Genomic DNA, 14066 nt, shown 5'->3' with positions numbered 1-14066 from the left:
GTTTTCGCGTCACCCCTTCCGCTGTCATCGCCCGGCGAAGACCGGGCGATCCAGTAGTCCAGAGACGGCAGTGATCGAATCGCGAGGCCGCGGCGTACTGGATGCCCCGCTTTCGCGGGGCATGACGAAGAGAGCCTACGCCCTTGGCGCGCAGCGGACGTAGACCATGTTGCCGTAGCGGGTGGCGGCGTCCTTGTCGATGAAGCGGGTGATGAGGACCCGGCCATCGAAGGAAACGATCTCGCGGTCCTGCTCGCCGGGGGTGGGGCCGGCCGGTCCGATGTAGTTCTTGCCGCTGGGCGAGCCCTTCAGCCGCAGTTCCTGCGGGGTTGCCTGGTCGGCCAGATGCATGATCACGCCGCCGGACGGGCCAGCGGTGATGACGTAAGGGTTCTTGCACTGGGCGCGGGCCGCAGCCTCGGTGCGGGCGCGGTCGGCCGGGTTCTGGAACGAGGCGAGACCCCAGCGGCCGACGATCTCGTCGGCGCGGATGCTCGCCGGCATTTCCGGACCCGCACCAGGCTCCGCCTCGGGCGGTGGGGAGGACGACGAAAAGGACGGCAGGCTCATGCCGCCGCCGCAGGCGCCCAGCAGCAACGCCAAGCCACAGGCAGCGGCCAGATTGGCGACCGTGCGCGCGCGAGCTGAACAGATCATGGCATTCCCCCGAACAAGACCATGGCCGCACCCCTCCCGCAGCCAAGCGCAAAACTGCCGCCGGAGCAATGACGTCCTTTGAGACGCGGGCGCCCCGACCAAGTTTTCAATGCCACCATCCTATATCTGCCTCAACAACCGCTTAACCACCTTTGCTTGACAGGATCGCGGCCAAGCCATATTTCCGGACCACTCTTAGCACTCGGAAAGCCCGATTGCTAAGCGCGCCGTTGATCCTCGGCAAGAGGGAACGGCAGCGCCGCCCCACCTACTTCCACCACCTCCGAAGCGAGCCTCCAAAGGGAAACGTCATGGCTAAATCCAAATTTCGTCCGCTGCATGACCGTGTCGTGGTCAAACGTATCGACGCCGAGGAAAAGACCAAGGGCGGCATCATCATTCCGGATACCGCCAAGGAAAAGCCGTCCCAGGGCGAGGTCGTCGCCGTCGGCCCCGGCGGCCGCGACGAGACCGGCAAGCTGATTCCGATCGATCTCAAGGCCGGCGACCGCGTGCTGTTCGGCAAATGGTCGGGCACCGAGGTCAAGATCGACAATGAAGAGCTCCTGATCATGAAGGAGTCGGACATCATGGGCGTGCTGGCCTAAGGCCGCCTGCCTGAACAGCCGCTGAAGATCGATGCCCGGGTCCCGACGATCCGGGCATCCAACATTTCGTCCGCGACACATCACGAAACAAGACACATCACGAAACAACAGGGATTGCAGATCATGGCTGCCAAGGACGTCAAATTCTCCGGAGACGCGCGCGATCGCATGCTGCGCGGCGTCGATATTCTCGCCAACGCCGTCAAGGTGACGCTCGGCCCGAAGGGCCGCAACGTCGTCATCGAGAAGAGCTTCGGCGCTCCCCGCATTACCAAGGATGGCGTCACCGTCGCCAAGGAGATCGAGCTCGAGGACAAGTTCGAGAACATGGGCGCCCAGATGGTGCGTGAGGTCGCCTCCAAGACCAACGATCTGGCCGGCGACGGCACCACCACCGCGACTGTGCTGGCCCAGGCCATCGTGCGCGAAGGCGCCAAGGCGGTTGCCGCCGGCATGAACCCGATGGATCTCAAGCGCGGCATCGACATCGCGGTCGCGGCCGTGGTCAAGGACATCGAAAAGCGCGCCAAGCCGGTCGCCGCCTCCTCCGAGGTTGCCCAGGTCGGCACCATCTCGGCCAACGGCGATGCCGCCATCGGCAAGATGATCGCGCAGGCGATGCAGAAGGTCGGCAACGAGGGCGTCATCACCGTCGAAGAGAACAAGTCGCTCGACACCGAGGTCGACATCGTCGAGGGCATGAAGTTCGACCGCGGCTATCTCAGCCCCTACTTCGTCACCAACGCCGAGAAGATGACCGCCGAGCTCGAGGACGCCTACATCCTCCTGCACGAGAAGAAGCTGTCCGGCCTGCAGGCCATGCTGCCGGTGCTGGAAGCCGTGGTGCAGTCGGGCAAGCCGCTCGTCATCATCGCCGAAGACGTCGAGGGCGAGGCGCTCGCCACCCTGGTCGTCAACCGCCTGCGTGGCGGCCTCAAGGTCGCCGCCGTCAAGGCGCCGGGCTTCGGCGACCGCCGCAAGGCCATGCTGGAGGACCTCGCAATCCTCACCGGCGGCCAGCTCATCTCCGAGGATCTCGGCATCAAGCTCGAGAACGTCACGGTGAAGATGCTCGGTCGTGCCGGCAAGGTCGTGATCGACAAGGAGAACACCACGATCGTCAAGGGCGCCGGCAAGAAGCCGGAGATCGAGGCTCGCGTCGGCCAGATCAAGGCGCAGATCGAGGAAACCACCTCGGACTACGACCGCGAGAAGCTGCAGGAGCGCCTCGCCAAGCTCGCCGGCGGCGTCGCGGTGATCCGCGTCGGCGGCGCCACCGAGATCGAGGTCAAGGAAAAGAAGGACCGGGTCGAGGACGCCCTCAACGCCACCCGCGCCGCGGTGCAGGAAGGCATCGTCCCCGGCGGCGGCGTCGCGCTACTGCGCGCCAAGAAGGCGGTCGGCCGTCTCACCAACGCCAATGCCGACGTGCAGGCCGGCATCAACATCGTGCTGAAGGCGCTGGAAGCTCCGATCCGCCAGATCTCCGAGAACGCCGGCGTGGAAGGCTCGATCGTGGTCGGCAAGATCCTGGAGAACAAGTCCGAGACCTTCGGCTTCGACGCCCAGAACGAGGCTTATGTCGACATGGTCGAGAAGGGCATCATCGATCCCGCCAAGGTGGTGCGCGCCGCGCTCCAGGACGCCTCCTCCGTGGCCGGCCTGCTGGTGACCACCGAGGCCATGGTCGCCGAAATGCCGAAGAAGGACGCCGCGCCGGCGATGCCCGGCGGCGGCGGCATGGGCGGCTTCTAAAGCCCACCCTTTCCTTACAGTGTTGCGAAGGCCGCCTCCGGGCGGCCTTCTTTTTTGCCGATCCTCCCTGACGCTTTGCAATTCAATCGGCGGCCAAAACCAACTACGGTGGCGGCCGATTCTGTCCCTTCGAGGATTTCGGCGATGCGCGCGCTCCTGGTTTGCCCGACGATGATTTTGGCGGCTCTGCTCGCCAGCTCGCCCGAGATCGCATCCGCCCAGATGAAATTGTCGCCGAAGGCGACGGCGCCGGGCGGAACCGAGACGCGCTATTTCACCTCGATCGATGGGCTGATGGATGGCAATGCCGACGTGATCCTGAAGGAGACGCGTCAGGGCAAGACCGTGACGGCGGCCGTGCTCGACGTCTGCTATCCCGTCGCGAAGAATTCCGACCGCAAGGACCGCTTCGTCGTCAATCTTCAGGTCGCCGGCCAGAACCTGACCGGCACCACCCAAAGCCTCGGCGAGAAGTCGCCGGTCAGCGTCAAGCTGCTGCGCAAGCAGTCCGGCGATACCTTCGAATTCCGCGGCCAGATCTCGATCGGCCAGACCGTGACCGAGGTCACCTCGCCGGACAATTCCGATCTCAGCGAGAAGGAATTTCTGGACAACCAGACCTCCGACGACGGCATCACGCCGCAGCCGAAGGATTTCACCGACGTCTCGCCCGAGGCAATCGCGGTCAAGGTCAAGCTGGACGCGGCGACCGAGTTCCTGAAGAGCCTGAAGGGCCAGGACGTCGAGGTGACGCTGGCGAGCCTCTCGGTCGGCTGCGACGCGCTGCGCGCCGGCGAGCAGACCATCAACATGTCGGTCGATCCGGAACGGGCGACCGCGCTGCTCGCGAAGTTCAAGGCGATGCCGGGCGTCACCGCTGCAGGCTGGATCGCCGGGATGACCGAGATGGACCGCACCATCCGCATTCCCGCCGCCGACTGGCGCGACGGCGACAGGATCAACCGCGACAAGCTCGCTTCGGCCGTGGCGGGCGTGCTGAGCAGGACGCTTGCGGCAAAGCCGGCGTCGCAAAGCTTCAATCCCGCCACCGGCAAGCTCAAGCTGGTTTTCAAGCGGCCGAACCAGGATTTCCCGGCGCTTGAGCTCACCGACACGATCGAGGTGGCAGGCCTGATCTCGCCCGACCGGCCGGGCACCACCGACAAGCTCATGCTGTGGATCGGCAGCCCCGCGACCACCACCGTCGACGAGAGCAGCGGCGCCAGGCTCAATCTCTCGGACGAAGCCTCGGCCGATGAGGAAGGCGATCAGCCCGACGACAACGGCTCGATCGATGCGCTCGCCAAGGAACTGAAGGGCCAGAAGTGGGACGCCGACAAGTCGGTGTGGAAGTGACGTGAACACCACTCGCGGTCATCGCCCCGCTTGACCGGGCGATCCAGTACTCCGACGGGGTTGTGAATCTGCCGAGAAGCCGCGGCCCTGGGTGCCCCGGTCAAGCCGGGGCACGACAGCGAGCGTGGCTCAATTCCCGTTCACGCGAAAGCGCAGCGGCTTGGGGCCGATCAGCGTCAGCACCTCGCCTTGGCGCTTCCAGGTCTCGACGCTGCCGAGGGCTGCGACGAGGTCGTCGTCGGCCTGGGCTTTTGCCGGCGGACAGGAGCGGTCCTGGATCTGGCCGGGGACGAAGATCACGGTGTTGCCGGCGACCGAGAACTGGCCCTTGCCGCCCTTGCACCAGAGCTCCAGCACGACCTCGCCATTGTCGCCGATCTCGATGTTCGGAATCCGCTTCGAGCCTGCTTGCGGCAGCGCCTCCAGCGTCATCTCGGTGCCGAAGGGAAAGCCCTCCTCGGCACGCGCGAGGCTGGACGCCGCGAGCATTGCAACCACCAGACACACCACCTGCTTGAGCGAAACCATGAAACCTCTCGACGAACCTGATTTGCGGCACCTTCTATAAGACGGCGGGGCCATTGAGAAGGTTCGTCCAACGCAGATGCGAAAATCCCCGCGAGGACGAACCTCGCGGGGATTTTGCGTGGAAGCCGCTGTCGGCTTCTACTTCAGCACCAGCGCCGTAAACGGCCAGACATAGGCCTGCAGCGTCACCAGCACACCGACGAGACAGGCCAGCACGATGGAGTGCCAGAACACGAAGCGCAGGATCGAGCCCTCGTGGCCGTACCACCGCGTGGCGGTGGAGGCGACTACGATCGATTGCGCGTCGATCATCTTGCCCATCACGCCGCCGGAAGAGTTCGCCGCTGCCATCAGGATCGGCGATAGGCCGATCTGCTCGGAGGTGATCTTCTGAAGGTTGCCGAACAGGATGTTCGAGGCGGTATCCGATCCCGTCAACGCCACGCCCAACCAGCCGAGCAGCGTGCCGAAGAAGGGATAGAGCACGCCTGTTGCCGCAAAGGCGAGACCGAGCGTCGCGTCGACACCCGAGAGACGAGTCAGCGTGCCGATCGCCAGCATCGCCGAGATCGTGATCAGCGAGATCGCGCAGAGGCGAATGGTGCGACCATACTCCGCCAACAGCCGCCCCGGCCCAACCCCCATCAGGAAGCCCGAGACGATCGCCGCGATCAGCATGCCCGTGCCGGTAAAGGACAGGTAGGTGAACGCGAACACCGCCCCCTCCGGCGTCGGCTTGGCGGCCACCGGCGGCATCTTGTTGATCATCTGGTGCAGTTCGGGAACGGCGTAGTTCCAGGTGAAGATCGAATTCGCCCAGGTCTTGAACGCACCATTGCCCCAGATCAGCATCACGATACAGACGATGATCCACGGCAGCAGCGCGCTCCACAGCTCGGCCTGCGTGAGCGGCGTTTTGTCGAGCGGCGTGGTTGCGCCCATGTGGGAGGTCGATTCGTCGCGGCCCTGCAACGCCGGCGACAGCCAGAGCTGTTTCGGCTGCCACACCTTCAGGAACAGGATCAGACCGCCCATCGAGATCAGCGACGCCCCGATGTCGACGATCCAGGGGTTGACGTAGTTCGAGATCACGAATTGCGGGACTGCGAAGCACACGCCGGTGACGAGAATCGCCGGCCAGACGTCCTTCATACCCCGCCAGCCCGCGAACGCCCACACCACCCAGAACGGCACGATCAGCGAGAAGAACGGCAATTGCCGTCCGACCATCGCGCCGAGAATGTAGGGATCAAGTCCGGTGACGGAGGCAAGACCCTGGATCGGCGTGCCGAGCGCGCCATAGGCGACCGGCGCGGTGTTGGCGATCAGCGAAAGGCCGGATGCCGCAAGCGGCGAGAAGCCGAGACCGATCAGCACGGCGCCGGTGATCGCGACCGGCGTGCCGAAGCCCGAGGCGCCTTCGAAGAAGGCGCCGAACGAGAATGCCACCAGCAGGAGTTGCAGGCGGCGGTCCTCGGTGACGCCGCCGACCGCGCGCTTCAGCAACTCGAAGCGTCCGGTGGTCACCGTCACCTGGTAGAGGAAGATGACGTTGAGGACGATCCAGCCGATCGGGAAGAAGCCGGTCACGATCCCGAGCACCGAGGCGCGGAGCGACATGTTCGCCGGCATGGTGAAGATGAAGATAGCGATCAGATTGGTGATGATCACCGCGATCACGGCGGCGATGTGCGCTTTGACGCGGCCGCTCGCGATCAGGACCAGCAGCGTGACGACTGGCACCGCCGCGGCGATCGTCGACAGCACGGGACTGTGCAGCGGATCATAGATTTGATTCCACATGGTCTTCCTCCCCCACGCATCTGTTGCGGCAGGCGGCCATGCGTGGACGGCCGAACCCGCTTGACGCTGGAAGCCATAACCCCCGACCCGGAGGCGAATTCCTCGCGAATGCTGCGGTTCCCGTCCGCTCACAAGGTCGCGAAATCCTGGAGGCCCCCACCCCGCGCCGATGAAGCCCATGCTAGGGTTGCAAGCCGCGACAAGCCAACGCAAATTGCAGAACTTGCGACTTTAGTCTAAGCGCAGCCAATTTCCGCCGTGGCCACAGCCATTTGGCTCCCGGCATTTGTCCACACCCCCTCGAGGAGACAGAGCTCTGTGAAGAACATCAGCGCCACGCTCGCGATCGTCTGGCGAATCGCCATGCCCTATTTCCGATCCGAGGACAAATGGGCCGGCCGCGGCCTGCTCGCAGCCGTGGTTACGATGGAGCTGGCGCTGGTCGCAATCGACGTGCTGGTGAACCAATGGCAGAACCGGTTCTACAGCGCGCTCCAGGCGAGCGATTGGGACGCGTTCGTCACGCAGATATGGATCTTCGTCGGGCTTGCTTCCATCTTCATCGCGCTGGCGGTCTACAAGCTGTACCTGAACCAGTGGCTCCAGATCCGCTGGCGGCAGTGGCTGACGCGGCACTATCTCGGCGAATGGCTCGACGGCGCCACGCATTATCGCATGCAGCTCAAGGGCGATGCGGCCGACAACCCCGACCAGCGCATCACCGAAGACGTCAAGAACTTTGTCGAGCAGACCCTGACCATCGGGCTCGGCCTGCTCTCCTCGATCGTGACGCTGTTCTCGTTCGTGATCATCCTCTGGGGTCTCTCCAACGCCGCACCGCTGCACCTGTTCGGCACCGATTACGTGATCCCGGGGTATCTGTGCTGGGGCGCGCTGATCTACGCGATCTTCGGCACCGCCTTGACGCACTGGATCGGCGCACCGCTCGTCAATCTCAATTTCGAGCAGCAGCGCTATGAGGCCGACTTTCGCTTCAATCTCGTCCGCGTCCGCGAGAATTCCGAGCAGATCGCGCTGCTGAAGGGCGAAGGCGCCGAGCGCAGCCGGCTGCTGGGTCGTTTCGGTTTCGTGATCGGCAATTGGTACGCGATCATGAGCCGGACCAAGCGCCTCACCATGTTCACGGCCAGCTATCAGCAGGCCGCGGTGATCTTTCCCTATGTGCTGGTCGCGCCGGCGTTCTTCGCCAAGAAGATCCAGCTCGGCGACATGATGCAGACAGCGTCAGCCTTCTCCAGCGTGCAGGGCGCGCTGTCCTTCTTCGTCACGGCCTACCGGTCGATCGCGGAATGGCGCTCGATCGTCGCTCGTCTCGACGGCTTCGAGATGTCGGTCGCCTCAGCTACGACCCTGCCGGCGAACGAGCCCGCGATCGCCCTCAAGGCTGCGGGCAGCCGCGATGTCGACCTCGAGCAGCTCTGCGTCAACCTTCCCAACGGCGCGCCGCTGGTCGCGGCCGACAGCTTCGCGATCCACGCGCCGGAGCGCGTGCTGGTGACCGGACCATCGGGCTCCGGCAAGTCGACGCTGTTCCGGGCCATCGCCGGGATCTGGCCGTTCGGCACCGGCACCATCTTCATCCCTGAAAAAGCGAAGCTGATGATGCTGCCGCAGCGCCCCTATTTCCCCGTCGGCGTGCTGCGCGACGCCGTGGTCTATCCCGCAGCGCCCGGCGCATTCGAGAGCCCGCGGATCAGGGACGCCCTGATCGCGGTCGGCCTGCCCGATCTCGCCGAGCGGCTCGAGGAGGACGGCCACTGGAACCGGATGCTGTCGCTGGGCGAGCAGCAGCGCTTGGGGCTCGCCCGCGCGCTGCTGGATGTGCCGGACTATCTGTTCCTGGACGAGGCCACCGCCTCGCTGGACGAGCCGTCCGAGGCCCGGCTGTACCGCCTGCTCACGGAGAAGCTGCCGCAGGCCACCATCGTCTCGATTGGCCACCGCTCGACTCTGGACGCCTTCCACACCCGCAAGGTGGCGATGGTGAAGGACGGCGCGATCCACATTCTCGGCAAGGGCGACACGCCGGCCAAGGCGGAGCCGACTGCGGTGCGCTAAAGTTGGGGGCGCTGCGAAGCCTAAGGACGTCTGCAATAGTCGCGGCCCATCCTTCGAGACGCCCGCCTACGGCGGGCCCTCAGGCGGCAAGATCCCAGACTCCCATGGTGAGGAGCGCCGCCTTACGGCGCGTCTCTAACCATGCAGGCCCGGGACTCGCACAGCCCAAAGCAAAAGGGCGGCAGATTGCTCTGCCGCCCTCGAGTCTTCCCGCGGAGAAACTTACTTCAGGTTGGTCATCGCCGTCAGGTCAAAGGACAGCTTGGCGATACCGGCCGCGCCGCACCAATTGGAGCCGACGCCAGTCGGGTTGATGTTGCTGAAGCTGCCGTTGAAGCCCGCGGTGTAGTCGCTGGTGAACGCGTTGCAGTTCGCCTTCGAAAGGTCGGTGTCCGAGTAACGCAGATCGAGCGTGAACACCTTGTAGGTGAAGCCGATGCCGATATTCCAGGTGTTGTAGTCGGCGTATTTGATGCCGTTCGGATACGGACCGCCGAAGCCCGGCGCAGCGAAGCCCGTGCCGTAGAAGGAGTCGGAGGTGCCCAAGAACTGGCGGCCGAACTCGCCCGAGACGTACATGCCGACGCCGCTGGAGCCGAACACCGTGCTGGGCGCCGTGTACTTGGCGGTGATGGACACATAGTCGCCCCACGCACCCGAGTTCAGGAAGCTCGGTGTGTAGTACTCGTTCACGCCAACGGCCCAGTTGTCGTTGATGGTGTAGAGCACCTTGCCGTAGACTTCGAAGAAGCTGACGTCCTTCTTCATGACGTTGCCGTTCAGCAGGAAATTGGTGGCGCATTCGGCGCTGAGCGGGTTGCCCGCTGTATCGAAGGGAGCGCCGTATTGGCAGGTGCCGCCCGGATACAGGTAGCCCCAGACGCCGATGTCGAAGGCGAAGGCGCCGAAGGTCGGGCGGATACCGCCGTAGATGTCGACTTCAGCCGCGGCACGGTTGGGGAACGAGATGCTCTCGGCGGAGACGCCGGCATAGAGCTGGAGGTCCTTGTTGACGTTGTAGCGCGGCTCGAAATAGGCGGCGACCGACGGCTTGTGGTTCGACTGGGTGATGCCGCGGAAGATGTAGTCGCTCATGATCGCGCCGCCGAACGCGATATCCCAGGGTTCAAAGGCCGGTGCCGGAAGAGCTTTCAGGGCCTTCACCGGCATGTCTGCCGCGAAAGCCGAACCCGTCACCATTGCCAGCGCCGTTGCCAACAAAGCCACTTTCTTCATCTCGATCCCCATCACCAGTTCTACCCAGTCGGTCCCGGAAGCCCCCCGGAGTGTACGACCTGTCTGCAAAATCGCGTTGCTGCGACAATCTGGATTGGCGGGTCTCAACCGAGAAGCAAAAATCGCGAGCATCTGCCGACTTTTTGGGCGTTTTGACGATTCCACGAAAGGTTGTCAGCCTGTGTTGCTTCTCGACCACATTATTCGCATTCCAAAGCGCCGAGAGCGGTCCGGATTAATACGGAGCGCCGAGCCGCCGTGGTGTGCGCGCCACGAATCAGGCTGAGGCGAGAAACAACCACTGCCTGCAGCCATTGTGACGATGCAAAAAGGCCGCAGCGTCACCGCCGCGGCCTTGCTGTTGTCGATCATTGCCGGTTGGGGTGGCCCGCAACCTTTGGTCGAAGCTTTCTTTGGTCGAGCCTTCGGCCGAACCTTGGGGCTTGGTCCCAGACCGGCCTCCCGGCCTAGCCCTGCCCGTCGGCCGGCGTCGGTTCCGCAGAAGACGAAGGCATCGCCCAGCTCGTCTCGGCGGCGGGCTCGGGAGCCGCAGCCGGCGCTGCCGGCTTCGGCGCGGGAGCTGCCTTCGCCTTCTTCGGTGCCGCTTTCTTCGCGGCCTTCTTCGGTGCAGCCTGCTTCACAGCTTTCTTGGCCGACTTCGCAGCCTTCTTCGGAGCGGCCTTCTTGGCCGACTTTTTGGCTGCTTTCGCAGACTTCTTCGCGGACTTCTTGACTGCCTTCTTCGCGGTCTTCTTCGCCGCTACAACCTTCTTGGCCTTTTTGGCCTTCTTGCTTTTCTTCTTCTTCGCTTTCGCCATCGTGGTCCTCCTGTTGCCGCCGAACAATGGTCGATCGGGCGCTTCAGCCGTCACCGGCGGACGAAAGCTCAGCCCTTGAAAGCTCGATCTTGCGCATTCAACGCCGGCCGCGACCCGCCCGTAGCCCAATCGAGAAGCTCAATCGTGTGTACGACCGGAACTGACGTGCCACTGGCAATCTGCACCATGCAGCCGATATTGCCCGCGGCGATCATGTCCGGCTTGACGCTTGCGATGTTGGCGACCTTGCGATCGCGCAACCGGCCCGCAAGCTCGGGCTGGAGAATGTTGTAGGTCCCCGCCGAACCGCAACACAAATGGCTCTCCGGGACATCTTTCACCACGAATCCATTCTTGGAAAGCAATTCTTTCGGAAGGCCCGTGATTTTCTGCCCGTGCTGCAACGAACACGCGGAGTGATAGGCGACGACGATGTTGTCGTTTCGCGCAGTGGGCGCGAGGTCCAGGCCGGCGACGTATTCGGTGATGTCCTTGGCGAGCGCGGACACCTTCGCCGCATCGGCCGCGAAGGCTTGGTCCTCGCGCAGCAGATAGCCGTAGTCCTTGATCACGGTGCCGCAGCCGGACGTCGTGACCAGGATGGCGTCGAGCCCCTCGCCGGCCGCTTCCTTTTGCCAGGCCGTGACGTTGGCGCGAGCTCGCGCCAGCGCATCGTGGTCGTTGCCGAGGTGATGGGTCAGCGCACCGCAGCACTGCTCGTCCCGGACCAGTATGACCTCGATGCCGTGACGGGTGAGCAGGCTGATGGCGGCCTGGTTGATGCGCGGCGCCAGCACCTGCTGGGCGCAGCCCTGGAGTAGCGCGACACGGCCGCGCTTCTTGCCGAGGGCTGCGAACACGCTGCCGGCGGCAGGCCCGGGCGACGGCAGCCGGTCCGGCGCCAGCGCCAGCATCGCCTTGAGGCGCTCGATCAGGCCGGGCGTGGCCGAGGGCCGCGGCGTCGGCAGCAACACGGCGAGCGGGCGGGCGAGCCGCGCCAGCCACATGCTGATGCGGAAGCGCTGCGGGTCCGGCAGCACGAAGGCCAGCACCTGGCGCAGCAGCCGCTCGGTCAGGGGCCGCTCGTAGCGCTGCTCGATCCTGACCCGGGCCTGATCGACAAGGTGCATGTAGTTCACCCCGGAGGGGCAGGTCGTCATGCAGGCCAGGCACGACAGGCAGCGATCGACGTGCTTGACCACTTCGGCGGTCGGCGCCTGGTCCTTCTCCAGCATCTCCTTGATCAGATAGATGCGGCCGCGCGGGCTATCGAGCTCGTCGCCGAGCAGCACATAGGTCGGACAGGTTGCGGTGCAGAAGCCGCAATGGACGCAGGCGCGCAGGATCTTGTCGGCTTCAGCGATATCGGGGTCGGCGAGCTGCGCCAGTGAGAATTCGGTTTTCATGCCGCAGCGCCCCGCTTCAGGCGTCCCCGGTTCAAGATGGTCTTCGGATCGAAGCTGGCGCGGACCCGTTCGCTCAATGCGGCAATGCCCGGCGCCTGCGGATGGAACACGTCGACAGCGCGCCTGACATCTTCGGCCGCCCGGATCAGCGTGGCGTGTCCACCAAGGGCATCCACGCGCTGGCGCACGATTGGCGCATGCGCATCGGCCTTCGGCGGCAGCGCGGCCCAGATCAGGCCGCCGCCCCAATCATAGATCACGTCGCCGCCGGTCTCGCGGGCCAATTGCGTGCCGAGCGCCGCGCCCGACGCCGGCGGGCAGACGATCCGCCACACCGGCCAGGCGCCGAGCGCACCGTTGGCCGCGAACGGCAGCACGTCACGGATCGCGGCCCACAGCGCGGCGGATGCCGCATCCTCGATCAGCGTCGCGGTTCCGAACGGCGCCAGCAATTCGCGCAGCGAGCCGGCACGGTGGGCAGCGGAGGCCGTGATGCCTTCGAGCCGCAGCAACGTCAGCGCCTCGCCCTGGCCGGCGATATCGCCCAGCCCTTCGGTCCTGGCACGGAGCGCCGATTTCGGCAGATGCGCAGCAGCGGACACATCGTAAGGCGAGCCGAGCGCCGCGGTCATCGCCTTGTTGGCGGCGGCATCGTCCAACCCGCGCAGCAGCAGTGTGCGCTCGGCTTCGGGCTTGGGCATCACCTTCAGCGTCACTTCGGTCATCACCGACAGCGTGCCCCAGGATCCCGCCAAGAGCTTGCAGAGGTCGTAGCCGGTGACGTTCTTCACCACCTTGCCGCCGGTCTTGAAGCTGTCGCCGAAACCGGAGACGGCATGCGCGCCGAGCAGATGGTCGCGCGCGCCGCCCGCCCTGATCCGCCGCGGCCCCGCGAGGCCGGCCGCGATCATGCCGCCGATGGTGCCGAGAGCGGGCGTGCCGAGCAGCGGCGCGGTGTTGACAGGCTCGAAGGCGAATTGCTGGTTTTTGGCATCGATCAGCGACAGTACGTCGGCGAGCGGCGCGCCGGCCTGGAGCGTGACGATCAGCTCGTTCGGCTCGTAGGACGTGACGGCATTGAGCGCGGAAATATCGAGCACGGCGTTGGTCGCCATCGTGTGCCCAATGCTGCGCTTGCTGCCATGACCGATGATCTCGAGCGGCTGCTCATTGGCAATCGCCGCGCGCACCACCTCTTCGACGTCTTTGGCGTCTCTGACCCTGAGCGTGTCCACGGGAAAAGCCGGTAGCGAAATTCGGCGCCAAAATCAAATGCGGCGTGTCGCCAGCGACCATTACCGGCGCGATCGAGCTCCTGCGCCGGGCCACTCACGCTTCGATCATGACCGAAGCCTTCACGACATCGATACTTCGATGACCGGCGAACCAAGCCGGTCCGGCCTTCGCTACAAGCTCACACCGATCGCGATCGAGACTTGAAGTCCAGCAGCAAGGAGCAAGAGCCATGAACCACTATGCCACGCAGAAGTCTCTGAGCGAGGCCGTCGATGGCGGCGGCCTGCTCGTGGTCGCGCAATGGGAGGCCAAGCCCGGCGAGGCCGACAAGGTCGCAGCGATCCTCGACCGCTTCCTGCCGGAGGCGCAGCGCGAGGACGGCGTCAAGCTGTTCCTGATCTCGCGGGGCAAGGACAATCCGGCCCAGTTCCTGTTCTACGAGCTGTTCCGCGACGAGGCCGCCTTCAAGGCGCATCAGGAGAGCGCGCATTTCAAGACGTTTATCGCCGGCGAAGCGCTGCCGCTGCTGGCGAAGCGCGAGCGGGCGCAGTACGGGCTGTTGTAACCGGCCCTGGAAAAGGGCC

The 14066-nt window shown here is 64.8% G+C and carries 12 protein-coding genes; 5 read left to right on the top strand and 7 right to left on the bottom strand.

The window, feature by feature from the left end; translation table 11 throughout:
* Positions 1-135 precede the first annotated feature (135 nt).
* Positions 136-657, bottom strand: coding sequence for a hypothetical protein (locus tag JJB99_RS06420; RefSeq protein ID WP_200497979.1), 522 nt, complete (start codon positions 655-657; stop codon positions 136-138).
* 311 nt (positions 658-968) lie between these two features.
* Here JJB99_RS06420 and JJB99_RS06415 point away from each other — a divergent pair, with 311 nt between their 5' ends.
* The 3 genes from JJB99_RS06415 to JJB99_RS06405 all read left to right on the top strand — a co-directional run bounded on the left by JJB99_RS06415 (position 969) and on the right by JJB99_RS06405 (position 4376).
* Positions 969-1265, top strand: coding sequence for a co-chaperone GroES (locus JJB99_RS06415; protein ID WP_027546050.1), 297 nt, complete (start codon positions 969-971; stop codon positions 1263-1265).
* Positions 1266-1388: 123 nt separating this feature from the next.
* Positions 1389-3020 (top strand): chaperonin GroEL, encoded by a 1632-nt coding sequence (gene groL / locus JJB99_RS06410; RefSeq protein ID WP_200497978.1) that lies wholly within the window; start codon positions 1389-1391, stop codon positions 3018-3020.
* 144 nt (positions 3021-3164) lie between these two features.
* The gene (locus tag JJB99_RS06405; RefSeq protein WP_200497977.1) at positions 3165-4376 is read left to right on the top strand and encodes a hypothetical protein; all 1212 of its coding nucleotides are present in this window, start codon (positions 3165-3167) and stop codon (positions 4374-4376) included.
* A gap of 129 nt (positions 4377-4505) precedes the next feature.
* Here the strand turns inward: JJB99_RS06405 and JJB99_RS06400 are convergent, their stop codons facing one another.
* The gene (locus JJB99_RS06400; RefSeq protein ID WP_200497976.1) at positions 4506-4904 is read right to left on the bottom strand and encodes an META domain-containing protein; all 399 of its coding nucleotides are present in this window, start codon (positions 4902-4904) and stop codon (positions 4506-4508) included.
* Positions 4905-5042: 138 nt separating this feature from the next.
* Positions 5043-6707, bottom strand: coding sequence for an L-lactate permease (locus JJB99_RS06395; protein WP_200497975.1), 1665 nt, complete (start codon positions 6705-6707; stop codon positions 5043-5045).
* Positions 6708-7025: 318 nt separating this feature from the next.
* Here JJB99_RS06395 and JJB99_RS06390 point away from each other — a divergent pair, with 318 nt between their 5' ends.
* The gene (locus tag JJB99_RS06390) at positions 7026-8786 is read left to right on the top strand and encodes an ABC transporter ATP-binding protein/permease (RefSeq protein ID WP_200497974.1); all 1761 of its coding nucleotides are present in this window, start codon (positions 7026-7028) and stop codon (positions 8784-8786) included.
* Positions 8787-9008: 222 nt separating this feature from the next.
* Here JJB99_RS06390 and JJB99_RS06385 read toward each other — a convergent pair whose 3' ends face one another.
* The 4 genes from JJB99_RS06385 to JJB99_RS06370 all read right to left on the bottom strand — a co-directional run bounded on the left by JJB99_RS06385 (position 9009) and on the right by JJB99_RS06370 (position 13481).
* Positions 9009-10022, bottom strand: coding sequence for a TorF family putative porin (locus JJB99_RS06385; protein WP_200497973.1), 1014 nt, complete (start codon positions 10020-10022; stop codon positions 9009-9011).
* Positions 10023-10489: 467 nt separating this feature from the next.
* A complete protein-coding gene (locus tag JJB99_RS06380) occupies positions 10490-10840 on the bottom strand; it encodes a histone (protein WP_200497972.1) in 351 nt (116 codons plus the stop codon).
* A gap of 68 nt (positions 10841-10908) precedes the next feature.
* Positions 10909-12246 (bottom strand): glycolate oxidase subunit GlcF, encoded by a 1338-nt coding sequence (gene glcF, locus JJB99_RS06375; RefSeq protein WP_200497971.1) that lies wholly within the window; start codon positions 12244-12246, stop codon positions 10909-10911.
* Positions 12243-13481 carry an FAD-binding protein gene (locus tag JJB99_RS06370; RefSeq protein WP_200497970.1) on the bottom strand — a complete coding sequence of 413 codons (1239 nt, stop codon included), beginning with the start codon at positions 13479-13481 and terminating at the stop codon, positions 12243-12245. Before JJB99_RS06370 ends, glcF begins: the two co-directional genes overlap by 4 nt.
* Before the next feature lie 230 nt (positions 13482-13711).
* Between JJB99_RS06370 and JJB99_RS06365 the strand changes: the two genes are divergently transcribed.
* A complete protein-coding gene (locus JJB99_RS06365) occupies positions 13712-14047 on the top strand; it encodes a putative quinol monooxygenase (protein ID WP_200497969.1) in 336 nt (111 codons plus the stop codon).
* Positions 14048-14066 lie beyond the last annotated feature (19 nt).

The organism is Bradyrhizobium diazoefficiens (assembly GCF_016616235.1).
In the GTDB taxonomy this organism is placed as follows: Bacteria; Pseudomonadota; Alphaproteobacteria; order Rhizobiales; family Xanthobacteraceae; genus Bradyrhizobium; species Bradyrhizobium diazoefficiens_H.
This window is presented reverse-complemented; position numbering and strand designations above follow the sequence as displayed.